Below are 24,529 nucleotides of genomic sequence, written 5' to 3'. Positions count from 1 at the left end.
CCCAAATCATGCGCAATGCAGAGAAGAAAGAGCGATCCTACGCCAGACCAGGAGAGACACTTTTCATGTACAGTTAACAACAGAACGGAGGTTACCACAGATCATGGATCTAAGGTGACTTCTCTCTCATCATCCAAGCCCACTTTCGCAGGTTATTGAAAAAGAAGTCGATGGAGTACGTGCTATATCGCCCGTTCACTGTATATAAAAAAGCCGGTCCCCGAAGGAACCGACTTTTATGTCCATCACCAATAATGCACCTTCACGCGGCTCCTAAACGGAGCCCTACAAGGGTCACATCATGTGGTGGTTGTGGTCATATCGCCGATTACTTCCCTACGCTGGTATGATCCAGATCAGGTGCAAAGGGTCCGGAATCTCATGCGATTCCGTCTCAGTCCGGACAGTTCGGACTCCCCCAGTAACGTTAACAAGTTGCGGCACACACATGCCGCCGTTCATATTCAATGAAGCTGACCCCGATGGGCCGTCCATTACAGAGTAGCGCAACCGGAACACAAAAACAACCTTTATATTCCAGAACACCAACTCAATTTGGAAACAAACTTACATCAGCATCAGGATAACATGAGCCCCATCTGCGTAGCAGCATCCTTCAACACAGGTGCGTATTCATGCAATGTCTCCTGCGAAAGTCGGCTGACAGGCCCTGAGACCGAGAGAGCAGCTGCAATATTGCCTCGGCGATCCATAATCGGTACAGATACCGCGGCAGCTCCCGGCTCACGCTCCTCATAACTCGTCGCATATCCGTTATCCCGGATATCTCCCATTTGCGCCAAATACACCGCGGGATCAATAAACACCGGCCATTCCGGCCCGTTCATCAGTTCTTCACGATCCTCGTCCGTGGCAAACGCCATCAAAACTTTGCTGGAAGCGCCCACAGACAGCGGGAGTCTAACACCCACTGGAGCGACTCGGCGGATCGCCTGATCACTTTGCACAGCTTGAATCCGTATCCTTTCACTCCCATCACGCAAGTACAGACTTACCGTCTCCCCCAATCGATCTCTCAGTCGCTCCATCGCAGGCAGCAGCAGAATAGCGGGATCATCACTGCGGGACATATGAGCTGACAGCTCCCAGATTCGGATGCCAAGTCGGTACTTCTCTGTTGCTGCATCGCGGATCACGAACCCTCGATCCTCCAGCGTAGCCATCAAACGGTGCACTGTACTTTTGTGCAGGCCAATCTGGCTGGCAATTTCGGTGAGTCCCAGATCACTGCGTGTGGTAAAACATAATAATATATCCAGCGCCCGTTCCACAGCCCGGACGGTTAACTTGCGATCTTCCATGGCATAATGCCCTCCTCATGTTTCATCACATGAAACTTGGTTACATAAATTATATGAGAAACGGTCTCATCTGTAAACCAAAAAGAGCCAAAATTAAAATAGGCCAACGTGTAAATTTTTCCTTTTTATAAGAGTTAATCCCCTGTAATTTACACACTAAGGTAATGTTACCCATATATCTTAAGAACTATATAACAATTGCGTAACAAATGCCCTCAATCAATTGACTTTGACTATATTGGAACATACGATAAAGATATATTACATTAAGATATCGCTCTGAAGCAGGCTCTGAAATCGACGCAATTCTCTTTTCATGTCGTTGTTATCTTCAACTGAACTTCAAAGGAGGGGCATTCATGTATCCAACATCCCAGAGCGAAGCCCCGCTGCAAACAAAAGTGTCCGATCTGCCCTCTTCCCTATCACCGAGGCTGATTCGGTTCAAACATATTATCGTAGCGCTGCTGCTCTCCGTTGTATTTTTTCTACTGTTTTGTTTTATTGCACTGCATGGTTATATCGCATGGGTATTATCCAATCCTACTGTAGCGCCGGTCTTCTCCAATCCGATGCAAGCCAAGAACATGAAGTACGAAGACATCACGTTCCCGGCAGCAGATGGCAGCCGGACGATGCAGGGATGGTATATACCTGCTGACAATGCTGCAAGCAAAACGATTATTTTCAGTCACGGCTATGGTGCCAATCGTGAAGAAACATGGGTTCCCATGTATGACCTGGCACACTATGCTCATCAACTTGGGTTCAACGTGGTCATGTTCGATTATGGCTTCGCCTCACAGGTGAACAAAGCTGTAGCCACAGGTGGCAAAGCTGAGTCACAGCAATTGCTCGGTGCGATCCAGTTCGCCAAGCAACGTGGTGCGCAGGAACTGGTTGTCTGGGGCTTCTCGATGGGTGCCGGTACAGCGTTACAAACCGGACTGATTACGAAGGAAGTGGATGCAATGATTCTGGACAGTGCGTTCCTGCTGGAGCCAGATACACTGTACCACAACATTCACAACCAGATCGATCTGCCACGTCAGCCTACACTGGAGATCATGAAGCTGTTGTTCCCTGTTCTGAATGGTACCGGATTACAACAGATTCCATACCAGGAAGTGAAAAAGGAAGATTATCCGTTCCCGATTTTCTTCATCCATGGTACAGAGGACGAGAAGGCACCTTATCCAATTGCGGAGCAACTCGCCGCCAACCAGACCAATCCGTACTCCGATGTATGGATTGTCCAGGATGCGCATCATGAGTTGATCTTCCGGGAGCATCCAAAGGAATATCTGCGTCGTGTCTCAACTTTCCTCAGTCATGTAACGAAAACAAGCAGTGACGATGTGCAGAACACGAATAATGGACAATAACCAAATTTTAATCATTGAATTTTTTCCAGAGCCCTCAGGGGCTCTTTTTTTGTACTCATAGGACAACAAGCTCGCGGAATATACTCTTGTGACGCATGAACAGACGGTCTGCATGCAATGAATTTCATCTGAAGGAGGTTCAACATAGATGAACTGGTATGGATATGGTCACCTGCTGCCTCTGCGGACATTGGAGGAAATTCGTTTCTGGAAAGAGCAAGAGAAAGAACATACACTCGTCATCCGTGCCCTGGTTCCTGATCTGGAGCCCCCATACGTCAAGCTGCTGGAGGAATGGGAGGTTACCTTTGCAAACAGTGAGCGAGTAGCCAATCAGCTTTTAAAACAACTATTGCCCGCAACCCATCCACCTGCTCCCTACATGGTTCGTTGTATCGATCAACTTGTGCTGGCAGCTCGGCAGCAATCGAGAGAGTTCATCAAACAGCTGTATGTTCTTCTGGAACAAAGTGCTGCTGTGCAAGCTGTTCCGCTTGCCAAAGTACTCATTCTGCATTTTATCCGCGAATCGGAGTATTTTCTGGGCGTATTGGATACGCTTGGCCAACCGGGCATCTTGCGTGAAACGGATTCGGAGCCATCACTTTTTCTGGAAAATGCGCTTCATACGTCAGGGTCCGGAAGCGTCCATCGCCAAGCTTCAGAAGCTCCAACTTCTCCAGAGGGGAATGTAAATGCACCTGCCGCTTCAGCTCAGATCCAATCTGCAACCGTTCAACCGCCTTCTACCGGAACAACACAAGCCACACCCAGCACTACAGCACCTCCCGTAAAAGAAAAGCCGGTTCCCATTGGAGGGCACACACTGCCCCCTCTTCCCTATGCGTACAATGCGCTGGAGCCACATATTGATGAGCTGACGATGCGTATCCATCATGACAAACACCATCAATCTTATGTGGACGGATTAAATGTAGCAGAGAAGAAGCTGGCGGAATCGCGAAAAAAGAATAACTTTGAACTCATCAAACATTGGGAACGTGAACTCGCCTTCAACGGGGCAGGCCACTACCTGCATACGATCTTCTGGACGATTATGAATCCTGCTGGCGGCGGCAAACCTTCCGGTATGCTGGCAGAGCAGATCAAGCGAGATTTCGGAAGTTATGAAGCGTTTAAGAATCAATTCACAGAAGCCGCGAACAAAGTGGAAGGCAGTGGCTGGGCGATGCTTGTCTGGAGCCCGAGAGCACATCGTTTGGAGATTTTGCAGGCGGAAAAACACCAGAACCTGTCCCAGTCCGATATCGTACCGCTCCTGCCACTGGATGTGTGGGAACATGCCTACTATCTGAAACATCAGAATGAACGCAAAAAATATATCGAGGATTGGTGGAACGTTGTCTACTGGCCCGCTGTTGCGGAGCGTTACGAAACGGCACGCAAGTTGTTGTGGCCGCCTTACTAAGCTTGGAGTTAGATCGATTAGAGAAAAAAGAGATATCTCCAGCCGAATGACTGAAAGATATCTCTTTTTGGTGTATACAAAAAAGCAAGCCTCCTGTAAAAAGAGACTTGCTTGTATTTTGAGAGACTTCCTATTTCTAAATGTTCACTTAAGAAGCACAGCCCTCGCACGCCACATAGTTGTCGCCAACCTGTTTGCTAATGGAGATCAGATCGCCCAGCTTGATATCAGACTCATCTGTAAACTCCAGATCGGCTATACGTGCAACGATCAGTGCAGCAGCCTCTTCCTTGCTTGTTGCCATTTGGCTGAACTCGGATTTTTCGCCTGTTGATACAACCTCATATAAATACGTATATCTCAATGTGTCCATCCTAACACTCTCCTTCCGAAATCACATCATATCATCTCTATTAACCAATTCCAAGCCCTAGTAAAAAGTGTTAGTCGTAGCGCAGCTTCATCTGCTCAGCTGTCAGGCGCACTTCTTCAGAACGAACGCTAAGCACCCTGCTAGTCTCCGCCTGTGGATAGCGATCGCGCAGTGTACGAACCAAAGCCGCAGTATATGCCGCAGCTGAAGGTACACCTGCCAATTCTTTCAGACTTGCCATCGTGCCAGGCTGAACATCGGGATATCCTTCACTCGCCCCGCCTGCTGCATGCTGATAGAATTGTCGCACGTCCGCTGCCAGTTGATCTCCCTGACCTTCCACAATAATAAAAGCAGTAATAATATACGCCTTTGCTTGCCTACGCTGGGCAATACCACAGAATTTTAGGCCACCTACACTGACATCATAATCTCCCGGGCAAAAAGCACCCTGAACCTCACCAGTTTGCGCCTGATTCGACCACGGCGTTAGCGACTCGGCAATAATTGAAGCCATCTCCCGGAAATCATCATGAATATTGATGGCATGTCCGGGATTAGGCAGAATCAGTGACACATTAACTACCCCTGGGTTCAAGGGTACTGCCGCTCCACCGGAAGGCCGAACACAGACCGCTGTACCTTGGCTTCTAATCTGTTCCATCGCTTCTACAGCCTGTGGCAACCTGCGGTCACGCAGACCCGCTACAAAGGCAGCTGGGTGTCTCCATATATGTGCAACAGGTAGATGCCCTGCCCCAACCCGCCTGCACATAACTTCTTCCCAAGCAAAAGCTTCGAGTACACTACTCCCTTGTCGCATGAGTGGTGTCTCCCAGATTTGCAGACGCAATGTAGCCTGTTGATCTGCCTGTAGTCCCTTTTCCGGTTGAACCGGTTGATCTGAATGGGAAGGTACACTCATCGTTCCATTACCTCCGGCTTAACGAATTCATATGTATCCAGTATATAGGAATGACAACACATATATAAATAAGCCGGTTCCCAGGGAACACGGCTTATTTATATCACATCCTATGGCTTAGAAACTACTGCTTCCAAAACCAAAGGAACTTACACATCCGGCTTGTCCAGCGTGTGGACATACCTGATCTTAATCTTTCACCAAAGACAAGAACTCCGCACGTTGTGCCGGATTCTCACGGAAAGAACCACGTACAGCAGACGTTACCGTCTTGCTTCCCGGTTTCTTCACGCCGCGGGAACACATGCACAAGTGCTCGCCTTCCACAACGACCATAACTCCATGAGGTTCAACGGCCTCTGTCAGAATGTCAGCAATCTGTGAAGTAATACGTTCCTGAACTTGAAGGCGACGTGTTACTGCTTCGACCAGACGAGCCATTTTGCTCAGACCAACGATCTTGCCGCTTGGTACATAGCCAATGTGTACCTTGCCGAAGAACGGCGCCATATGGTGCTCACACTGACTGTAGTAGACGATATCCTTAACGATAACCAGTTCTTCATGATTCTCGTCAAACGTGACACCGAGCACATCGCGTGGATCTACTTCATAACCACCAAAAATTTCTTCATACATTCGGGTCACACGTGCAGGCGTTTCAAGCAGCCCTTCACGTGTACTATCTTCCCCGATCAATTTCAGGATCTGCTCTACATGATACTCGATCTTCTCCCGATTGTCGGATACTTTTGAATTCAAATAATCTTTAACGCCAGCCACTGCCAAACGCCTCCTTTCGAACCACTACTGTAAGAGGTTGTTCAAAAAGTGCGACCCAACTTTTTGAACACGCACTTTAAGCAGTTATTCCCTGCTATTATTTTCGGCGGCCCGAACTTTTACGCGCAGGATGCTGTTGCGGCTGAGGCATTTTCGCTCCTGGCTGCTGATTCTTCATCATCTGCTGGGCACGCTGCATTTGCTTGCCATTCAGGTTGTAGCCCATTTGCTTCGCCATTTTCTGAAGCATGTCCGGATTGCTTTGCATTTTCTCAAGTTGTTTACGCAAGTAGAACACCCCGATGAAAAATCCCCCGACCAGACCAACAATCAATGTAATAATCGGTATAACAATATCCATCTCTTAGACACCTCTGTATGCATTCTAAAAAGCCTGATAATCCGTGTCACTTCATGATGTTAAGCGCACATGTTGCAAACCTGACACAGACCGGATTTCCTGAAAGTATCATAGCATTTCCGCACGCCTTGAGCAAACGGATTTTCCAGTTGAACCGCACATAAGCTACGTCATGACAGCTTCAATGAAAACGGTTGTATGCTGAGCCAGATCGATTTCAACCACATCCAGAGAATAACGCGTACTTCCGCGTGCCACCCTGATTACAGGTCTGCCGGGTAATCCCCGATGTTGACGCACAATGACTCCAGTCTCTTTGGTGGACAGTCGTACCGCTGTACCATTGGGATACACGGATACACTCTTGTTGAACTCAATCAGAATGTCCCGATCGAGCTTTGTACCAGACAACGCCATCATCTCTTCACAGGCCTCATGTGGCATCAAACTGTCCTTGGATAAACCATTAATGAGATTATCATAGATATTAGCCACACTAACGATTCTCGCAAACAGATGAATGTCACTCCCTTTGATTCCCCTCGGCATGCCTGTACCATCTACATGCTCATGATGTTGCAGGGCCGTATGGGCGACCAACAGACTGAACTCCCGTTTGTTCTTAATCACTTCAAATCCACGCCATGTATGGTGCAGCGAAGAATTTGCAGCAGAGCCACTGCCAGGAGGTTCCCCCACTTTGCCAATATCATGCAATAATGCCCCCACAGCAAGGTCCTTCAGTTGATTATAATTGAGTCCCATATTCAGTCCGATGACCGAAGACAACAAACATACATTCATCGCATGAACATACTGTGCATTGTCTTTGGTACGAATATCGGTGAGCTGCACAAGCATTTCACGCCCGTTCAGTACATCATTCAGCAACTTCTCTATACTGAGGGCAACCTTTCTCGGACTCCAGTCTTTCCCGGATCGAATGGATTCGAGTGTGACACTCATTTCGTTAATTATTGCCCGTTTCGTGGTTTCATCCAGAATGTCTTCTGCATCCACATCTTTATACGCTTCATCCTGGATGTATAACATGGTCACGCCAATACGCTTCAGCGTATTGACCATGTATACGGTGAGCTGGACTCCGGCAGACAGCAATACCGTGCCGTTACTGGAATATACCGTCTTGCCCAGAAGCTCCCCCGCTTCCACGCTCTCCACGTTTACATACTTCATGAACGTCCCCCGCTCTTACGATAGCTGCTCCAATGCGAGCAATTGCTCCTTGGTTTGCAGACCGCCTACATAACCCACCAGGGTACCGTCTTTACCACTGATACGGTGACAGGGAATAATAATCGGAATCGGATTCTTGCTAATGGCGTCCAGAACTGCACGAACAGCCTTGGGTCTGCCGATGATTTCCGCAACCTGTTGGTGTGATGAGGCCTCTCCATAAGATATATCGGACAGTACTTGCCATACTTGTAGCTGGAATGGTGTTCCAAGCCGATCAAGCTGCAAGTCGAACGTTTTTCTCTCCCCTGCAAAATACTCCTTTAACTGCTTTGCAGCTTCGCTGAGCTTCTCTTCATTCTTCTCATATCGATACTCGCCAATCCAGATGCGGGCCCATTGTTGCAGATGAGCTTCCCGTACGTGAAAGGCGCCAAAATCAATATGACACAGCCCTTCATCCGTCGCGCATAACGTAAGAGTACCAATCGGTGTCAGTACCTCATCGTAGTATACGGGCTTGCCATGAAGACCCGTAACGGCTGAAGGTTTCCACGCTGCGGCTTCCGGTTTGTCAGGCTGTGCAGACTGCTCACTACCCGGTTCAATCCCAGCTTCCATTTTCAAATCCTGTTGTAACGCACGTAAAGCATTGTTCTCGTTGTTCTGTTCCTCTGGCTGCTTTTCACTCACTTGCCCAGCCTGTGGCTGTTTGGGTAAGGTCTCGGACGAACTCAGTCGCTCCTCGGCCTTCTGCAGCATGCTTAGTACGTTCCCATCTTGTTCGTTAGCGGCAGCTTCCCCAATTGCTCTCATGGCGTCTTCTCCTCCAATTCTGCTTAACGCCCAGGCTGCGGTTCCCCGCAACTCGGGGCGCGGATCACGTTTTAATACTTCTGTAAGTTTGGGTACAGCACTTTTGTCTTTGAAATTGCCCAGGGCAATAACGGCGTTGCGTTGAATCGGCTTCTTGCCCCGCCAAGCGGCGGAACTCTGACCGAAACGTTCCTTGAATTCCCGGTTACCAATGTCCAGTAGTGGTAGCAACAACGGCTTCACAATCTCCGGATCAGGGTGAAATTCGGGATGGTGATCCCAGTTCTTGCCCCGGTTCTTCGGACATACGATCTGACACGTGTCACAACCGTACAGACGGTTGCCTATTTTCAGCATAAATTCTTCATCCACGAACCCTTTCGTCTGGGTTACAAAAGAAATACAACGCTGTGAATTCAACTGCCCCGGCCCCACCAATGCTCCTGTAGGACAGGCATCGATACATTTTGTACATTCACCGCAGTCTTCGGTCACAGGTGTGTCTGGTTGAAAAGGAATATTCGTTACCAGTTCTCCGAGAAAAATCCATGAACCAAATTTGGGTGATATAATGGCACAGTTTTTGGCACTAAAACCAATCCCCGCACGCTGGGACACCGCACGATCCACCAATGCTCCAGTGTCTACCATGCTTTCGATCATGGCTTCAGGTACGCGTTCCTTTATAAAATTGACCAACTTGTCCATCGCTGCACGCAGGACCTGATGATAATCCTGACCCCAAGCCGAACGGGCAAAAATGCCTCGATACGCACCAGGCTCCGATTTCGGCGGATTCACCATTTTGGATGGGTATGCCACGGCTATTGCAATGAGTGAAGCAGGCTCGCCATCTTTTAAGGCGGGGTGCACCCTTTTTTCAATATCCGGCTCTTCAAAACCTGAAGCATACCCTTTATCCCGCGACTGCTCCAGCAGCGACTTCAGGGAAACAAAGGGATCAGCCGAAGCAAATCCGATATCATCAATGCCCAGTCCGGGGCCAGCTGCCTTGATCTCCTGTTTTAACTTCTCCCATATGGAGGCATCCTGTGCTGCCCCGGTCTGTACGCTCGTCATTTCTCTTCCCTCTCTTCTTCCGACACTTATTCCGTAAATAGTGAACGCCCGCCTCACGGTAAGAGGACAGGCGTTAATTTCTATATATGCCTTACATATTTGAATTCAAACGGAACGAGTCTATATGGTTTAACGCAAAATGCAGTCTGAAGTTGTTGTCCTGTAAGAATTTTACAATTTCTTCAATTCAGAAAACGGCCAGAAAATAAATTCAGCCTTGCCTACAATCTGGTCGGATGTAATACTGCCAAACACTCGGCTGTCCTTACTTTTGCCTTCATGACGATTATCCCCCATCACGAAGAAATGATCCGGCTCCAGTGTGATTGGGCCAAAATCAGGGTCCTGCACCTCAATATCGGTGTACGTTTCCGCTTGTTGCTCACCGTTCACATATAGATGGTGATCCCTAACTTCAATTGTATCTCCCGGAAGTCCAACGATCCGTTTCACCAGAAAATCCTTCTTCTCCAAGCCTTCGCTTGGATCACGAAGTACGATCACATCTGATCGGGAAGGAGTACCCAGATGGTATACGATTTTGTTGACGAAAAGGCGATCTCGCTCAACCAGTGTCGGCTGCATGGACTGTCCCTTGACCATTGACAGATTAAACACAAACAGGTTCAGCAGCATCATGATTACAAAAGCAACAACAATCGTTTTGACCCAGTCCCACAGCTCGACAACCCAGGATTTTCCCGGTTGTTCAGGCTTTGGCGGTTCATTATGTTCCTCGGAAGTCACATGTTCCATTGAATGATTATTGGAATTCAAAGGGACACCTCATTTATTAAATAGTTGAATTAAACTTGTAACATGGTAACCATACTCCCTTTCAGTCTACTCCATTTGGGAGAGTGAAACAATTGGTTATGAGCACCAGTACCTTCGTTATCGTGAATACAGCCGGGATAACCGCGTTAATTTAAATAGAATTCGGAGACTCCGAAGTATGTTAGAGAATGAGAAAACCAGAGGAATATTACGTAAAGAACGCTCATACAAATAGAAAGGCACATCCCTCACGTTTTTTACACGTTAAAGAGATATGCCTAATATGAAATGAAAATCTTTTTTTATTTCTTTTTAAACATGCAAACTAAGCTTTGGACAAAATACTAAGAGTCTGGAAAGCGCTCATAATCTGATTCGCACCGTAACCCATTGCTTCATATAGAGGCATGGCTACTTTGTTGTGCTCATCACCCGCCACCCATACTTGGCTGACTTTACGCTGCTGGAACCGCTGTTCCATAGCCTCGACAAGTGTTTTGCCGACTCCACGGCGACGATAGTCTGGATGTACCGCAATACGGTAGATACAACCCTGGTTGTGATCAATCGTACCGATCAAAGCGCCTACGAGGTCTCCCTCTTCTTCCGCAACCATGATCAGGTCAGAATCCCATGACAATTGACGGGCAAACGGGCCCATCGTGTTCTCATAACACTCTTCCGATAGTGCAACCTGGAGAAGCTCCGTCATCTGGCTTGCATCACTCAACTGAAAGGAACGAACGTGCATGTCTTAAATCTCCCTTTTCGTTAGCTTAGATGAGGTTTTTTACAAAAAGGGAATCCCTTTTTACCAAAAACCCAATGTTCATATAATGACAAAAAACGAGAAAATACCGCTTCTTCGTCAATTAAACCATACTTTTCTCCATAAAACACGCATTTTCTTTTGAAAGCGCTTAATTGTAACCGTTTACATACGAATATTAAACTTTACCTCTATTTAAACGCCTGAAAACACATAAATATATTCATAAAGGGTAAAATATGTTTGTTATCTCTGGCCCATCATTAGATCAACGCCTCGGGGGACTTAATAAACAAAAATGTTGCTTAATTAGCCCGAATGCGGTTTAATATTAGTGGCAAGGGTATTATTACATATGTACCTGTTTTCAAAAAAACTAAAATCTCAGGAGGTATTTCATTATGACTTTTCAATTACCAGCACTTCCTTACGCTAACGACGCACTGGAACCACATATCGATGCAAAAACGATGGAAATCCACCACGATCGCCATCACAATACTTATGTAACCAACTTGAACGCAGCTCTGGAAAGCGCTCCTGAACTGCAAGAAAAAAGTTTGGAAGATCTGATCGCTAACCTTGACAGCGTACCAGAAGGCATCCGCACAGCGGTTCGCAACAATGGTGGTGGACATGCTAACCACAGCTTGTTCTGGGAAATCATCGGACCTAACGGCGGCGGCGCTCCTACAGGCGATATCGCAGCAGCTATCGATAGCGAACTGGGTGGCTTTGATAAATTCAAAGAAGATTTCGCTAAAGCAGCTACAACTCGTTTCGGTTCCGGCTGGGCTTGGCTCGTAGTTGGCAAAGATGGCAAATTGTCCATCACTAGCACACCTAACCAAGACAGCCCTCTCTTCGAAGGTCTGACTCCGGTTCTGGGTCTGGATGTATGGGAGCACGCTTACTACCTGAACTACCAAAACAAACGTCCTGACTACATCGCCGCTTTCTGGAATGTAATCAACTGGGATGAAGTGAACAAACGTTACGCTTCTGCAAAATAAGACTGTTTTAGTATGCAACAGTTAACATAAAAGAGAGCCTGATTCGGTCGTCGTGACCGTGATCAGGCTCTCTTTTTGCTATCGCTATAGTTAATGGGTGTTTTGTTTCTAACGAACCCAGGACCCGCTATTGCTCCATATTTCATCGTATCGCGAACCTAACAAATCTCAGAGTAGCTATTTCCCCAAATACGAGCTTTGATGCGCACTTTTGGGTTGATTTGGCTAAGATAACGTCACTCAGGTTCGTTAGAATTTATAATTGTGGTATATCCACATAATAAGACCTCTGGGGTTCGTTAGCTTCCCCATTTAATCCTTCACTTGATCATACGCACCGGCAAAATAACTGCTGATCAGCTTCAGAAATATGTTAGGGAATGCCATCTTGTCCATGTCTTCCGGTCCGATCCAGCGGTAGGTCAAGCCATCGCCTTTACCAGTCAGTGTCGGAGTGCTCAGCGCTAGGTCACTAACATCAGATGGTGCCAACATCTCTCCCTCGTTAAGCGATGTTGCGATGTTCTGCGCCTTAGGCATGCCTGGCTCCGATGAATGCGTTATGTCTGACTCAGGTGACACAGCTGATAATGAGGCTGTGCCCTCCCTTGTTGCCGCCTGTGCATCGTAGGCGGCTCTGGCTTCCGCTGCGATTAGCGGAAGCTCACTGCTCTGGTCCTGCTCGGTACACTTGTACACCTGCAGGCTCCAGACAATATGGCTGAACACATGCTCCGCATGGGTAGCCAGCCCTTCCGGGCGGGCAGCGAAGCCTTCCGCCCATAGACTGCCGGCCAGCAATGCCATGGCCGGCTCATCCGCCAGCGGCGCCGCCTTCTTGCTTGCTGCGGCGGGCGCCGCGAGCACATGCGGTAGCTCCCACATGCGGGCCAATAGGCCCGTGTCTGGGCGCTGGCGCACAAGCACTTGGCCGCGATGATCACCGCGGCCCTCCACAATCGCGACCAGCCGCTGCTCAGGGCGCGGCGGCTTCGCCTTGGTCTTGACCGGCAGTGTAAGCTCTCTTCCGGCAATACGGCCGGAACATTGCTCCATGACCGGGCAAGTCAGGCAGTGCGGCGCTTTGGGTGTACATACCAGCGCGCCAAGCTCCATCAGCGCCTGATTGAAATCACGCGCCCGCCCTTCCGGAATGAGCTCTCCTGCGAGCTCTTCCATCAACACCCGGGTGCTGCCCTTCATAATGTCCTCATCGATGAGGAAGTATCGGGACAGTACCCGCATGACATTGCCATCTACCGCAGGTTGCGGCTGGTTGAAGGCAATGCTGAGAATGGCCCCGGCCGTGTAGGGGCCAACCCCTTTTAATGCAAAGACAGCAGGCTTGTCCTGCGGCATCTCGCCTCCGTGCAGCTCCATGACTTGTCTCGCGGCTGCCTGAAGATTACGTGCACGGGAGTAATAACCGAGTCCCTCCCAATTTTTCAACACATCCTCTTCGGGTGCTTCCGCCAACGCCTGTACGGTCGGGAAATTCCCGATAAAACGATTGAAATACGGAATTACCGTATCCACCCGAGTCTGCTGAAGCATAATCTCCGATACCCATGTAAAATACGGATTGTTGTGGCGCCGCCACGGCAAATCCCGTCGGTTGATCATATACCAGTCCAGCAAATTCACGCTGAAATGTTGTTTCTGTTCCTGTAAACCCATATTTCCGTCCTCTCCTATTACCAAGCTAACTACTTTTCCATCTGCTCCACGATCGCAAAGGCCGCTGCCAATTCCGTCTGATGTGTAATGCTCAAATGAATGTCATATTGCTTATCATATGGCAACTGCAGACGTTCCCAGGCTTGACTGGACAACGAGGCCACTGGACGTCCTGTCCCATCAGGCAGCACTTCAATGTCAGTGAAGCCCATTATGCCACCAATACCGCAGCCAAATGCCTTGGACACCGCTTCTTTCGCTGCAAATCGACCGGATACAAACTCCGTCATCCGCTTCCCTCGACGAACTGCGATCTCCCGCTCTGCTGACGTTAAAATTCGTTTTATGAAAGCTTCCGCATGGCGACCGGACAGCAGCTTCCGCATACGTCCAATCTCCAGCACATCATTGCCTATGCCATATATCATCAACGCTTCACCCGCTTAATCTTTTATACTGTAAGAGGTTGTTCAAAAGTTCCACCTTCTTGGTACTGAAAACCGCTCTTTTTGAACATGCATTGTAAAAGATCTCCATTCAATCACATGATCCGTAACTCTCCGAACACGTATTCTATTGTAGCAGGAGGGGCGATCAGAAGCGAGTACCTATCCGCATTACCATATATGCTAAAATATGAATCAGGAATCGTCTGAAATTCTTAGGAGGTCTGAATAATGCCCATAACTTTTGAATTGCCCACTGACGTAGATGCGATCATTCGCGGAGACTTTTTCCCTGCACAACAACCCGCTCAAGGTGTCATCATTCTGGCTCACGGATACAAAGGCTTCAAAGACTGGGGTATGTTCCCCTACGCAGCTGCACAGCTAAGCCAGACGCATCATGTGCTGACCTTTAATTTCTCTCACAACGGTATCGGCGAATATCTGGAGCAATTCTCTGAACTTGAAAAGTTCGCAGTGAATACCTACAGCCGGGAGCTTTCCGATCTGGCCCTGGTACTGGAATATGTGGCTACACAACCTGAACTCACTGGACTTCCTGTATACCTGGTTGGCCATAGCCGCGGTGCAGGCGTGAGTCTCGTCTATGCACTGGATCACCCCGAGCAGGTGGCAGGTGTCATCTCCTGGAATGGCGTAACCAATCTGGATCTCTTTACAGCGGAGCAAAAAGAAGAAATGCGTACGCATGGCCGCAGCCATGTCGTTAACGGACGAACAGGCCAGCAGATGCCACTGGACGTAGCTATTCTGGAAGACCTGGACAAGCATAGCGAACGTTACGCTATCATTGACCGCTTGGCTTCTTCACCTGTGCGAGTCGCACTCATTCAGGGAACAGAAGATCCCCAACGTCTGCGGGACGGTTCTGCCGCACTTGTGCAAGCACGCCCTGATATCCCGTGGCACCAGATTAATGAGGGAAACCACACCTTCAACACCGTTCACCCATTTAAAGAAACCACTCCGCAACTGGAGCAAGCCATCACCCAAACCCTGCAACAGATCAAAGACTGGAATAGCTAACACATCTTTATATAGTAGTCACCTGGATTTTTGCGGTTTCTCGTTCCACATAACAAAAAGAGTCACTGCGTGAGCAGTGACTCTTTTTGCATTCCCTAAGAGGGACGGTATTTCAATGTTGGTGTTAACAGCCTATAACGATCATGTTCATCCACCCGTATTAGATACCAGGAATGGCATTACGTTTGTGATGTGTGCGCGTATAGAACGCTTCGAGGCGCTCTTGTGCAGCCGGATCGATCTGTTTGCCTTCGAGATAGTCGCTGTTCGCTTCATACGAAATTCCCAGTTCATCTTCGTCCGTCTGACCTTCCCATAGTCCTGCAGATGGTGCCTTGTCCAAAATAGCTTGTGGCACGTTCAGATATGCTGCCAGCTGGCGCACCTGACGTTTGTTCAGGGTGCTTAGTGGCGTGATATCCACAGCGCCATCGCCCCATTTGGTATAGAAGCCTGTGATGGCTTCGGATGCATGATCCGTACCTACAACGAGCAGGTTCTCTTCAAACGAAAGCGCATATTGCATAACCATACGAGTTCTCGCCTTAACATTACCTTTGCCTTGGTGAGTCATATGGCGTGGGCTGCCCAAGGATTTGAAACCTTGCTCCACTTCCAGCGCAATCTCGTTCACTGCATCTTCGATATTGGTTTCCACGACATGCTTCAGATCGTATGCTTTGGCTACAGCGTAGCTGTGATCGATATCGGATTGTTCACCATAAGGTTGGAACACACCAAGCGTTTTGTACTCTTGGTTGTTCTCTTGCGTAAGCTCGTCCGTTGCTTTTTTGCACAACGCCGCAGCCACTGCACTGTCGATACCGCCGCTGATCGCAATCAGCAAACCCTTGGCACCCGCATTTTTCACATACGTCTTCAGAAAATCAACACGCTTGCGTACTTCCTCTTCCTCATTAATGCTTGGTTTAACCTTCAATTCAGCGATGATCTGTTGTTGCAAACTCATCGTTCACACACCCCGTTTCTAAATGAATGAAATTTGATGTCCAGCTTGAAAGGTCCGAATGGTTCAATAACCTTATCTATCCAAAATGAAACGCCCCGGCATCGGTGATCCGAAGGGCGGGGCGTTCTATTGGAGCGAATTAACGGCAGTAACGGTCAAATGCACTTTTGAGATCAGCCGCAATATCCTCTGCAGAACGGTCTTCCACTTGATGACGCTCGATAAAGTGAACGAGTTCTCCGTCTTTCATCAGAGCGATGGACGGTGAAGATGGAGGATACGGTGCAAAGAATTCACGTGCTTTTGCAGTGGCTTCTTTGTCCTGACCAGCAAATACAGTGTACAGGTGATCCGGTGTAATATCGTGCTGAAGTGCTTGGGACACACCTGGGCGACATTGACCCGCGGCACATCCGCAGACAGAGTTAATGACAACCAGCGTTGTTCCTTTTGCATCCGGAAGACTTGCTTCCACTTCTTCAGGAGTACGCAACTCCTGGATTCCCAGACGAGTTAAATCATCCCGCATCGGTTGAACCATATCTTTCATGTATTGATCAAATGACATCGACATTCGGTTTCACTCCTTATAAATGGTTGTTCTATGATCTCGATCGAATTAAAGGCCAATAAACTCTCCAAAACAACGTTACATTCATATCGAACATTATGGATGTAATGATGTGCTATTCCTATTATACATCCATAAGCAATGAAAGCAAGATTCAGAAACCGCCTGCGGAAAGGCTTCTTCCATAATATTATGTCTCAATGTCTGGCAAAATATGCTGAATGACTAACGTTCAAATGCCACTTTGAAGGTCGTGCCCTGGCCTTCCTCCGATTCCACAGTAATGGTTCCGTTATGTCGTTCCACAATACTCAGGCACATGGACAATCCAAGTCCGGTCCCCTTGGCTTTTGTCGTATAGAAAGGTTCAAACAGCTTTTCCTTCTTCACCCTGGGTAGACCAGGCCCTGTGTCTCGTACACACAGTTCGACCTTATCATCCACTATCCGCGTCTCCAGCGTAAGCACGCCCTTCTCATTCATGGCTTCCATCCCGTTACGAGCCAGGTTCAACACCACCTGTTTGATTTCCTTAGAATTGAGATGCAGCTTCGGCACATTATGGGCCAACATGAGTTCTATACTCTGACCACGCAGGTTCGCATCCGCCCATAACAACGGACTGAGTTCATGTATGATATCGTGAAGCTGGGATTCTTCTTTCTCGGCAATACGATTCTGAGCCAAAGACAAGAAATCATTAATGATACTGTTGGCCCGGTCCAGCTCTTCCAGAACGATCCGGTAATAGTGATCGAGGGAATCAGGACTCTTTTCCTGCATAAGTTGAAGAAAACCCCGCACAACCGCCATTGGATTACGCACTTCATGCGTAATGCTTGCAGCCATCTGCCCCACCAGACTGAGACGATCCACATTATCCAGTTCACTTCGCAACATCTCAAGCTCCGTGATATCCTGAATGATCAGCATGGCTCCTGTAACTTCTCTCGCAGATTCTGTTGAAAAGGCATAAATCGGTACGGTTCGGGACTGAAATACGTGTGCACCGTAACGAACGGTCAACCCACTAATCTCACCATGAAGGACGGCTCTGCGAATGCTTTTATCCATCTTATCCGCCTGACCTTGTTCAACAAATTGACTGGCAGGCTGTCCAATGAGATCAGGTGTGGAGGTACAAGGTAGCTGCTCCCTTGCGGTATGCTCCATCATCTCATTGACAAACATCACTGTACCTTGTTTATCTACAGTGGCAATGGAGAGAGGCACTGCGTTCAGAATCTGATGAAGTTTCTCCGTTTCGGCTATGTATCGATGGTGGACTTCCGAGAGATGCTGCTCCAGCCCGCGATAGTGCTTCATCCGTTCCAGCCATAGCAGACTCAGACTGCCCGCAACAATGGCTCCAGCGGTATACCCAAGTGCTGTAAGTATCATGTAGGTCGCAGAGTACGTGGATTCATTCTGGAGGGATGCGATCCATAACAGACTCGTTACAACCAGTTCCATTGTAATCAGGATGATGAGGATCGCCATTTTGCGTGAAGGTGTATTATGCTTGAATCGTTTGGCAGACAACCATACAATAGGATAGAGAAGAATACCCGTATGAAGGAGAAATCCGTACAGCTCATAGGGATGCGCAAAAAGAAAATAGAAGAGAATATGTAGAATGGACAGCGTTACGCCTATAGCGGACTTACAATACAAAATAACAAGTATCACAGGTACGATGCTTAATGATATGGGTACGGCCACCGGGCTTGCATAGAGCGCAAACAGCAGACACAATAACATGCTCAGGGCACTTGTCACAGCAAAACTGGTATGAACGGTTCCGTCATGTTCCATTCTGGCAATAACCCGCTTGGAGAGTACCAGACGGAATAAGGGAATCAGAAATACCGCCGACCCTGCCAGCAGTACTTGTAAAAGCATGTCCTTTAACGCAACCACAATGCCATCTCCTCCTCTGCCTGCACATTCCCTCATGTATTTCTGATTAAAACATAGGCGACAGTATATTACAATATATCCCTTAAGACTGCACAATAGAACTGCTCATAACTCCATTATATTTCAGAAAAAGCCAGGAGTAGACACATTTTACGTAAAACAGACAAAATCAATGAAAAAAGAGGGTAATAACATATGTATGATGTCATTGTAATTGGTGGTGGATCTGCGGGCCTGATGGCTTGCGTTGCTGCTGCCGAGCATGGAGCCTCCGTGCTTCTGCTGGATAAAGGAGATCAACTGGGTCGTAAACTCGGCATCTCTGGCGGAGGTCGATGCAATGTAACCAATGCCAAGGAAACGGATGAACTCATCCGACATATTCCCGGTAATGGACGCTTTTTATATAGTTCGTTTCAGAATCTGGACAACCAGGGAATCATGCGTTTCTTCGAGAATCTCGGAATTGCCCTGAAAGAAGAAGACAACGGCAGAATGTTCCCTGTAACCGATAAAGCGAAAACAGTTGTGGATGCGCTGGTAGGCAAGATTGTCTCCCTCGGCGTTGAGATTCGCACCAAAGAACCGGTCAAGGAAATTATTCAGAACGGTCAACAGGTACAGGGTGTTAAATTGATATCCGGTAAAACCATTCTTGGGCGCTCTGTCATCATTGCTACCGGCGGCAAGTCCGTACCCCAAACCGGATCTACCGGAGATGGTTATCCTTGGGCTGAGGCTGCGGGCCACACCATTACAGAATTATATCCAACCGAAGTGCCCATTGTGTCTGGGGAGAGTTGGATTCAGTCCAAAGAACTGCAAGGTTTGTCTTTGAGGGATATCGCTCTATCCGTAGTGGATGCCAAAGGAAAAACAGTCATCTCTCATCGCGGGGATATGATCTTCACGCATTTTGGAGTGTCTGGACCGGTTGCACTGCGCTGCAGCCAATTTATCCGCAAGGTACAGATGAAGACTGGAAACCCACAGGTCATTATGAGCATTGATCTGTTCCCGGAGCTGTCCCCAGGTGCATTGGAAGCACAGGTGCAACAGGTATTGGAACAAGAATCCCGCAAGGCTGTCAAAAACATTTTAAAAACATGGGTTCCTGAACGTATGATTCCCTTAATGATGAAACGGGCAGAGATCAGCGATGACCTTACGTTCCACCATTTTCCCAAAGGTATGTTAAGCAACTTGTGTGGGCTAATGAAGGCTTTTACCTTCCGTGCAGACGGAACAAGATCGCTCAAAGAAGCCTTTGTTACTGGGGGAGGAATCCACTTAAAGGAGATATACCCAAAAACAATGGAATCCAAGCTGCTGCCTGGACTATTCTTTTGCGGTGAAGTTTTGGATATTCACGGCTACACTGGAGGGTATAATATCACCGCTGCATTCTCCACAGGATATACGGCTGGTATGCATGCAGCTGAATATAAACACGCTAAACTATAATAGAGGTTGTTCAAAAAGTCCGCTTTTGATTACGAATCATGCCTAATGGCATCATCAGCGATGAATTGCTTCAGATGCCAAAACCCCCGATATCCACATCTGTGGAAGATCGGGGGTTTTGGGCATTGTTCCATTTTAGAAAAATTGGCTCGAACTGCTCTTAGCTTGTGATGCTTCTATGCTTTCACACTGCCTGAAAATCCATCAGCCGAATCATCGTATGTCGGGTCATCGCTATAGTTATGTCTGCCTTGCTCCGTCTGGCTTCCCTGGTTTCCGTTTGCATAACCCTCATTCCAGTCTTCATTCACGAGATGAGCCGGAATTGATATATTCTGAAACTGATCCAGCTCTTCCGTCTGTGAGGCAAATACGGCACTGCCTCCATGAGATTGTACAATCTCTACGGCAGACTGAGGATCTTGGCGATCTGTAGGGATGTACAATTCCAGCGGGCCGGACTGATATGGCTTATATCCCAATTCCTCCAAGGTTGCCCTTGCGGCATTCAACGCTGAATCGTCTGAAAAGTGCACCTGTAGTTCGCTATTATCCATCATCGTCTCTTCCTCCTTGCTACAGCTAATCTCTCATCATCCATGGATGAGATTCTTCTTCTATAGCATGGTCAGTTATAGCGCACGATATGCTCCGAATTAGAAAGGAATTCCTTTAGCCACGGGTAAGCCGAACCCACCCGGCAATAGATAACACACAAAGTCCGAAGGCCACCGCACCTGCAGCTGTCAGAATACCGACGATCCAGCCGAGCCAGGCCAATCCCAGCGTGAATCCCATAAGAATACCAATCGGGATGAACAACATCCGAACCATCATTGAACCCGCAAGATGCAGCGCCTCCGAATCATACGTTATGAGCTGAGCATAGTCCGAGGTTGCAAAAACATCCCAGGAACGATAAAACATCACCGTCAACATGATGATTAATAACGCACACACAATGACATTGACCGGAAAAGGTGGCAAGGCAACTGCTGCGATGGATAGTCCGCCAAGCTGCAGATACAATTTCATCGTGGCCGAGTTCCTGAAAAATGCCTTGAACGCAATCTCCGCTGTCCGATTCGCGATGGAACGATTGCGTAACAGTTTACGCGGTTTGCGGAAGATGATGGACCGTGTTCGTGGGGCTTTCGGCTTGCTCACCGCCCGGCTTAACATTAGAGCTGTAAGCTGCAGCCTGCTCCGCAGATCCTCCCGCACATCCCCTTCAAACGTTCCCTTCATCAATAGCCTCATCTGTCCAACTGTAATTAGAAGAAGCATGATAATTACGATTCCAAAACTGATTTTCCACGTCTGTCCATACATCCGTGATGTCGCATGAATGGTCATGTAACCTATGCCAACGACGAGAGGGATCATCTGAATCCAACGCCGCCATCCTGTATGTCGAACCTTCGTCATATGTAATGTTATGGCTTGGAATGAAGCTACTGCACCAAACCAGACAGCCATAAGTGCAATCTGGAGATTCGACATCTCATAGACACGGGACCACAGGGGTGCGGTCAGCGCTGTAATCAGGATCATTTTGCCCAGATGTTGCAGGCAGGACCGGTAGAGCCCTTGCCTCATTAACGTGCGCATCCACAACGGCCTTGATTTCAGAAACAATACATCCGCTTCCTCCACAAATATCAACACACCACCGGTAAGCATAACGACGTCAATCAGCCCAGTCAGTACGGGGAGCGGTAATCCTGTCGCCCATGCAGGCAGCGGTTTGGTCCACAGACTCGTGTACCATCCAATTAGATAGAGCAGACCCGGAACAAGCAGGTATACCCACACTGTCCAATCCACGACGAGTCTGAGATTTTTCATCTGTTCCCTGAAGTGCTCTTTGCGTCTTCGTCTGTATAAACGAAGTGGGGTATAACGCTGGGAAGTTTCCATTCTCTCTCACCCTCTCTCTATCTAAGACGTCAGTACATCGAAACAGTCAAACAAAGAGGCTTCCGGCAATCCTGCTGCTTCACGGATCTCATCCAATGTTCCCTCGGCAGCAGATCTGCCCGAAGCAATCAGAATAAACCGGTCGCAGATTCGTTCAGCGGTATCCAGCACATGCGTAGACATGAGCACACCCGCGCCGCGACGGCGTTCATCATCAAGTAATTTTAGAAAATCCTTGGTTGCACGAGGGTCCAACCCGATGAACGGCTCGTCCACAATATAGATATCCGGTGAAGACAGAAATCCGATCATCAACATCATTTTCTGCCGCATGCCCTTTGAGAAACTGGCTGGAAGATCATTTCGAACATGGTCCATCCCGAAACGAATCAACAGTTCCTCCGCTCTGGCAACAAAAGCTTCTTCCTCCATTTCATATGCCGCTGCCGCCAGATCAAGATGTTCCCATAGCGTCATATATTCATAAAAAACCGGTTGCTCCGGGATATAGGCATAACGACCATCTCCTCCAATCGTCACTTCATAGTTCGCATGTTCCAGAAGACCAAGAAGCGTTTTGATCGTCGTACTTTTGCCCGCACCATTGGGTCCGATAATACCTACCAATTCTCCTCGCGCCACACTCATTCGAATATTGCGTATGGTCGATTGTCCCGGCTCGTATCCTGCCTCGGTAATATGTACGTCCAATATGGACTCTTGTACTTCCTTGCTTTTATATTCCATTCCCATATTATTCACTCCCTGTTCTGATCAGGTGTTTAACTCGTTCTTTATGTTTTATTGTAATCTATATCCGTTGAACTAAAGACCAGTTACACTGCACACTGCGATGACAGAACAACCTTCCGATCGCTGTTATCCCCCGATTTTTTGAATCAATTTGACAAGGTGAAAATCGGGGGATAAAGGCGAAGAATATGCTTCCGAAGTAGCTTTCTTGCAGAAAGCTTTTAGCTCCGCTTCTTCTGGTTCTTTCTGCCCTCTACGTTCTCGTGTAAATTTCCGCAATAAAATAAAGCAATAAATCATAGTAAAGTATGACTTATTGCTTACTATTATATTTCATTTTCAGTAACACAGTATGTACGAATAATCGAGACCAGTTCTTCAAATGTGTACTTGTGGTTCACCGTATCGACAGTAAAGTCCTCAGCAAAAGTTTGATCCATTTTAAGATACACATTGTTATAACGCAGGAAGATTACCAGTGCGGTAAAAGCCGTTCTTTTATTGGCATTATGAAAAGGATGATTTTGGCTTTGGCCCAAAGATTGAAAAATTGCAGCAGATTTTTCATATACAGATGGGTAGGCTTCGTTACCAAAAGCTGATGATTGCGCTCTTATAATCGCGGATTCAAGCAGACCAGAATCTTTAACTCCAATCTGCTCTCCAGGACTGTAACGCTTAATCATAGCGACATTGATCGCAATAACCTCTTGTATGCTCAAATACCGGGTCATGCTCATCTATCCTTGAGACCTTTCAAAGTTTGATCGTATTCACCTATCACATCAGCTAATGTATCCATAAAATCACTACTGATTCCGTTAGGCAAATTGACTTTTGTAGACTTCTTAATAATAATTTCCCCGTTAGACTGATTTACCTCAATTTGAACCATGTCACCTTGTTCAAGACCAATTTGTTTGAAGGCATCCGTCATGGTTAATCCAAGACTATTACCAAATTTCGTTACTTTTCGTTCCATTTCACTCACCCTATTCATTCATTTCCCTCCTTAGTTATACTATTCAACTGTTATAACAATTATACTGAAATCCTTGTCCATTTGCATATTATTTCGAATTTTGAAAAGCATAAAAAAGAAGCAGGGTTCCGGAGCCCCTGCTTCTTCATATTACAGTGAAAATCTCATATTACCGATTTGTCTCCACCACAGATGTAGTTTCACTCTCTGCATCCGCATCCACGTTCAGACCCAGATCCAAGCTTCCACGGCTTTCATTCGTAAAGTTACTGCTCGTGTTGCGATCGCTGTCTTTCACGCTGTTAGTGCGATCAGATTGAGCCGTCGTTGCACTCTCGCCTTCGGCTTTCGCGTTCAGACCCAGATCCAAGCTTCCATGACTTTCATTAGCAAAGTTACTGCCCGTGTTACGCTCACGGTCGTTCAAGCTTTTGTTGCGTTCAGTTTGAGTCATTGTTGCACTCTCACCTTCTGCTTTCGCGTTCAGACCCAGATCCAAGCTTCCACGACTTTCATTCGTGAAGTTACTGCTCGTGGTACGATCGCTGT

The 24,529-nt window shown here is 47.6% G+C and carries 25 protein-coding genes and 1 riboswitch; of the genes, 5 read left to right on the top strand and 20 right to left on the bottom strand.

Going from position 1 to position 24,529, the window contains the following annotated elements; translation table 11 throughout:
• Positions 1-316: 316 nt before the first annotated feature.
• Positions 317-430: riboswitch (TPP riboswitch) on the bottom strand.
• Between the two features lie 148 nt (positions 431-578).
• The gene (locus IFU39_RS30480) at positions 579-1,322 is read right to left on the bottom strand and encodes an IclR family transcriptional regulator (protein WP_017690772.1); all 744 of its coding nucleotides are present in this window, start codon (positions 1,320-1,322) and stop codon (positions 579-581) included.
• Positions 1,323-1,681: 359 nt separating this feature from the next.
• Between IFU39_RS30480 and IFU39_RS30475 the strand changes: the two genes are divergently transcribed.
• Both IFU39_RS30475 and IFU39_RS30470 read left to right on the top strand, forming a co-directional pair.
• Positions 1,682-2,707: an alpha/beta hydrolase gene (locus IFU39_RS30475; protein ID WP_091018746.1), complete on the top strand. Its 1,026-nt coding sequence runs from the start codon at positions 1,682-1,684 to the stop codon at positions 2,705-2,707.
• Positions 2,708-2,855: 148 nt separating this feature from the next.
• Positions 2,856-4,136 (top strand): Fe-Mn family superoxide dismutase, encoded by a 1,281-nt coding sequence (locus IFU39_RS30470; protein ID WP_091018748.1) that lies wholly within the window; start codon positions 2,856-2,858, stop codon positions 4,134-4,136.
• A 148-nt stretch (positions 4,137-4,284) separates the two neighbouring features.
• On the opposite strand, the gene IFU39_RS30465 is transcribed toward IFU39_RS30470, so the two are convergent.
• From IFU39_RS30465 to IFU39_RS30430, 8 genes are all read right to left on the bottom strand, one after another.
• Positions 4,285-4,509, bottom strand: coding sequence for a hypothetical protein (locus IFU39_RS30465; protein ID WP_036614132.1), 225 nt, complete (start codon positions 4,507-4,509; stop codon positions 4,285-4,287).
• Positions 4,510-4,579: 70 nt separating this feature from the next.
• Positions 4,580-5,434, bottom strand: coding sequence for a lipoate--protein ligase family protein (locus IFU39_RS30460; RefSeq protein ID WP_192136373.1), 855 nt, complete (start codon positions 5,432-5,434; stop codon positions 4,580-4,582).
• Between the two features lie 189 nt (positions 5,435-5,623).
• A complete protein-coding gene (folE, locus tag IFU39_RS30455) occupies positions 5,624-6,217 on the bottom strand; it encodes a GTP cyclohydrolase I FolE (RefSeq protein WP_036668229.1) in 594 nt (197 codons plus the stop codon).
• A 97-nt stretch (positions 6,218-6,314) separates the two neighbouring features.
• Positions 6,315-6,578, bottom strand: a complete 264-nt coding sequence (locus IFU39_RS30450; RefSeq protein ID WP_017690778.1) for a YneF family protein — start codon at positions 6,576-6,578, stop codon at positions 6,315-6,317.
• Between the two features lie 165 nt (positions 6,579-6,743).
• Entirely contained in the window at positions 6,744-7,775 is a 1,032-nt protein-coding gene (locus tag IFU39_RS30445) for an HD-GYP domain-containing protein (RefSeq protein WP_017690779.1), read from the bottom strand.
• A gap of 15 nt (positions 7,776-7,790) precedes the next feature.
• Positions 7,791-9,671 carry a tRNA epoxyqueuosine(34) reductase QueG gene (gene queG, locus IFU39_RS30440; protein WP_091018752.1) on the bottom strand — a complete coding sequence of 627 codons (1,881 nt, stop codon included), beginning with the start codon at positions 9,669-9,671 and terminating at the stop codon, positions 7,791-7,793.
• Between the two features lie 171 nt (positions 9,672-9,842).
• Positions 9,843-10,427: a signal peptidase I gene (gene lepB / locus IFU39_RS30435; RefSeq protein ID WP_091018817.1), complete on the bottom strand. Its 585-nt coding sequence runs from the start codon at positions 10,425-10,427 to the stop codon at positions 9,843-9,845.
• A 346-nt stretch (positions 10,428-10,773) separates the two neighbouring features.
• Complete coding sequence (locus IFU39_RS30430) at positions 10,774-11,199, bottom strand: GNAT family N-acetyltransferase (RefSeq protein WP_017690782.1); 426 nt, start codon at positions 11,197-11,199, stop codon at positions 10,774-10,776.
• A gap of 419 nt (positions 11,200-11,618) precedes the next feature.
• On the opposite strand from IFU39_RS30430, the gene IFU39_RS30425 reads away from it, so the two are divergent.
• Positions 11,619-12,230, top strand: coding sequence for a superoxide dismutase (locus IFU39_RS30425; RefSeq protein ID WP_036614138.1), 612 nt, complete (start codon positions 11,619-11,621; stop codon positions 12,228-12,230).
• 312 nt (positions 12,231-12,542) lie between these two features.
• Here IFU39_RS30425 and mutY read toward each other — a convergent pair whose 3' ends face one another.
• Together mutY and acpS are read right to left on the bottom strand one after the other, a co-directional pair.
• The gene (gene mutY / locus IFU39_RS30420; protein WP_192136372.1) at positions 12,543-13,907 is read right to left on the bottom strand and encodes an A/G-specific adenine glycosylase; all 1,365 of its coding nucleotides are present in this window, start codon (positions 13,905-13,907) and stop codon (positions 12,543-12,545) included.
• Between the two features lie 29 nt (positions 13,908-13,936).
• Positions 13,937-14,335, bottom strand: a complete 399-nt coding sequence (gene acpS / locus IFU39_RS30415) for a holo-ACP synthase (RefSeq protein ID WP_091018755.1) — start codon at positions 14,333-14,335, stop codon at positions 13,937-13,939.
• Positions 14,336-14,584: 249 nt separating this feature from the next.
• Here acpS and IFU39_RS30410 point away from each other — a divergent pair, with 249 nt between their 5' ends.
• Positions 14,585-15,400 (top strand): alpha/beta hydrolase family protein, encoded by an 816-nt coding sequence (locus IFU39_RS30410; RefSeq protein WP_091018757.1) that lies wholly within the window; start codon positions 14,585-14,587, stop codon positions 15,398-15,400.
• Positions 15,401-15,560: 160 nt separating this feature from the next.
• Here the strand turns inward: IFU39_RS30410 and nadE are convergent, their stop codons facing one another.
• The 3 genes from nadE to IFU39_RS30395 all read right to left on the bottom strand — a co-directional run bounded on the left by nadE (position 15,561) and on the right by IFU39_RS30395 (position 18,843).
• Positions 15,561-16,370 (bottom strand): ammonia-dependent NAD(+) synthetase, encoded by an 810-nt coding sequence (gene nadE, locus IFU39_RS30405; protein ID WP_091018759.1) that lies wholly within the window; start codon positions 16,368-16,370, stop codon positions 15,561-15,563.
• A gap of 139 nt (positions 16,371-16,509) precedes the next feature.
• Entirely contained in the window at positions 16,510-16,944 is a 435-nt protein-coding gene (locus IFU39_RS30400; RefSeq protein ID WP_091018761.1) for a BrxA/BrxB family bacilliredoxin, read from the bottom strand.
• Positions 16,945-17,166: 222 nt separating this feature from the next.
• Positions 17,167-18,843, bottom strand: a complete 1,677-nt coding sequence (locus IFU39_RS30395) for a two-component system sensor histidine kinase NtrB (protein ID WP_192136371.1) — start codon at positions 18,841-18,843, stop codon at positions 17,167-17,169.
• A 213-nt stretch (positions 18,844-19,056) separates the two neighbouring features.
• Between IFU39_RS30395 and IFU39_RS30390 the strand changes: the two genes are divergently transcribed.
• Complete coding sequence (locus IFU39_RS30390; RefSeq protein WP_091018765.1) at positions 19,057-20,325, top strand: NAD(P)/FAD-dependent oxidoreductase; 1,269 nt, start codon at positions 19,057-19,059, stop codon at positions 20,323-20,325.
• A gap of 176 nt (positions 20,326-20,501) precedes the next feature.
• Here the strand turns inward: IFU39_RS30390 and IFU39_RS30385 are convergent, their stop codons facing one another.
• The 6 genes from IFU39_RS30385 to IFU39_RS30360 all read right to left on the bottom strand — a co-directional run.
• Positions 20,502-20,885: a hypothetical protein gene (locus IFU39_RS30385; RefSeq protein WP_091018768.1), complete on the bottom strand. Its 384-nt coding sequence runs from the start codon at positions 20,883-20,885 to the stop codon at positions 20,502-20,504.
• A 112-nt stretch (positions 20,886-20,997) separates the two neighbouring features.
• A complete protein-coding gene (locus tag IFU39_RS30380; protein ID WP_192136370.1) occupies positions 20,998-22,245 on the bottom strand; it encodes an ABC transporter permease in 1,248 nt (415 codons plus the stop codon).
• Positions 22,246-22,266: 21 nt separating this feature from the next.
• On the bottom strand, positions 22,267-22,998 hold the full coding sequence (locus IFU39_RS30375; protein ID WP_091018771.1) for an ABC transporter ATP-binding protein: 732 nt from the start codon (positions 22,996-22,998) through the stop codon (positions 22,267-22,269).
• Between the two features lie 326 nt (positions 22,999-23,324).
• The gene (locus IFU39_RS30370) at positions 23,325-23,738 is read right to left on the bottom strand and encodes a type II toxin-antitoxin system death-on-curing family toxin (RefSeq protein ID WP_192136369.1); all 414 of its coding nucleotides are present in this window, start codon (positions 23,736-23,738) and stop codon (positions 23,325-23,327) included.
• Positions 23,735-23,998: an AbrB/MazE/SpoVT family DNA-binding domain-containing protein gene (locus IFU39_RS30365; protein ID WP_091018775.1), complete on the bottom strand. Its 264-nt coding sequence runs from the start codon at positions 23,996-23,998 to the stop codon at positions 23,735-23,737. Before IFU39_RS30365 ends, IFU39_RS30370 begins: the two co-directional genes overlap by 4 nt.
• Before the next feature lie 151 nt (positions 23,999-24,149).
• The coding region (locus IFU39_RS30360) for a hypothetical protein (protein WP_192136368.1) at positions 24,150-24,529 on the bottom strand (380 nt) is incomplete at its 5' end.

Origin of the sequence: Paenibacillus sp. CFBP 13594 (assembly GCF_014842675.1) — a bacterium.
Taxonomy (GTDB): domain Bacteria; phylum Bacillota; class Bacilli; order Paenibacillales; family Paenibacillaceae; genus Paenibacillus; species Paenibacillus amylolyticus_B.
Note: the sequence above shows the minus strand (reverse complement) of the source record. Positions and strands in the feature narration are given on the sequence as shown.

Bases quoted from the DNA above. Each gene is read 5' to 3' on its own strand.
- IFU39_RS30480 (WP_017690772.1), bottom strand. From the start codon at position 1,322: ATGGAAGATCGCAAGTTAACCGTCCGGGCTGTGGAACGGGCGCTGGAT.
- IFU39_RS30475 (WP_091018746.1), top strand. From the start codon at position 1,682: ATGTATCCAACATCCCAGAGCGAAGCCCCGCTGCAAACAAAAGTGTCC.
- IFU39_RS30470 (WP_091018748.1), top strand. From the start codon at position 2,856: ATGAACTGGTATGGATATGGTCACCTGCTGCCTCTGCGGACATTGGAG.
- IFU39_RS30465 (WP_036614132.1), bottom strand. From the start codon at position 4,509: ATGGACACATTGAGATATACGTATTTATATGAGGTTGTATCAACAGGC.
- IFU39_RS30460 (WP_192136373.1), bottom strand. From the start codon at position 5,434: ATGAGTGTACCTTCCCATTCAGATCAACCGGTTCAACCGGAAAAGGGA.
- IFU39_RS30450 (WP_017690778.1), bottom strand. From the start codon at position 6,578: ATGGATATTGTTATACCGATTATTACATTGATTGTTGGTCTGGTCGGG.
- IFU39_RS30445 (WP_017690779.1), bottom strand. From the start codon at position 7,775: ATGAAGTATGTAAACGTGGAGAGCGTGGAAGCGGGGGAGCTTCTGGGC.
- queG (WP_091018752.1), bottom strand. From the start codon at position 9,671: ATGACGAGCGTACAGACCGGGGCAGCACAGGATGCCTCCATATGGGAG.
- lepB (WP_091018817.1), bottom strand. From the start codon at position 10,427: ATGGAACATGTGACTTCCGAGGAACATAATGAACCGCCAAAGCCTGAA.
- IFU39_RS30430 (WP_017690782.1), bottom strand. From the start codon at position 11,199: ATGCACGTTCGTTCCTTTCAGTTGAGTGATGCAAGCCAGATGACGGAG.
- IFU39_RS30425 (WP_036614138.1), top strand. From the start codon at position 11,619: ATGACTTTTCAATTACCAGCACTTCCTTACGCTAACGACGCACTGGAA.
- mutY (WP_192136372.1), bottom strand. From the start codon at position 13,907: ATGGGTTTACAGGAACAGAAACAACATTTCAGCGTGAATTTGCTGGAC.
- acpS (WP_091018755.1), bottom strand. From the start codon at position 14,335: ATGATATATGGCATAGGCAATGATGTGCTGGAGATTGGACGTATGCGG.
- IFU39_RS30410 (WP_091018757.1), top strand. From the start codon at position 14,585: ATGCCCATAACTTTTGAATTGCCCACTGACGTAGATGCGATCATTCGC.
- nadE (WP_091018759.1), bottom strand. From the start codon at position 16,370: ATGAGTTTGCAACAACAGATCATCGCTGAATTGAAGGTTAAACCAAGC.
- IFU39_RS30400 (WP_091018761.1), bottom strand. From the start codon at position 16,944: ATGTCGATGTCATTTGATCAATACATGAAAGATATGGTTCAACCGATG.
- IFU39_RS30395 (WP_192136371.1), bottom strand. From the start codon at position 18,843: ATGCTTTTACAAGTACTGCTGGCAGGGTCGGCGGTATTTCTGATTCCC.
- IFU39_RS30390 (WP_091018765.1), top strand. From the start codon at position 19,057: ATGTATGATGTCATTGTAATTGGTGGTGGATCTGCGGGCCTGATGGCT.
- IFU39_RS30385 (WP_091018768.1), bottom strand. From the start codon at position 20,885: ATGATGGATAATAGCGAACTACAGGTGCACTTTTCAGACGATTCAGCG.
- IFU39_RS30380 (WP_192136370.1), bottom strand. From the start codon at position 22,245: ATGGAAACTTCCCAGCGTTATACCCCACTTCGTTTATACAGACGAAGA.
- IFU39_RS30375 (WP_091018771.1), bottom strand. From the start codon at position 22,998: ATGGGAATGGAATATAAAAGCAAGGAAGTACAAGAGTCCATATTGGAC.
- IFU39_RS30370 (WP_192136369.1), bottom strand. From the start codon at position 23,738: ATGAGCATGACCCGGTATTTGAGCATACAAGAGGTTATTGCGATCAAT.
- IFU39_RS30365 (WP_091018775.1), bottom strand. From the start codon at position 23,998: ATGAATAGGGTGAGTGAAATGGAACGAAAAGTAACGAAATTTGGTAAT.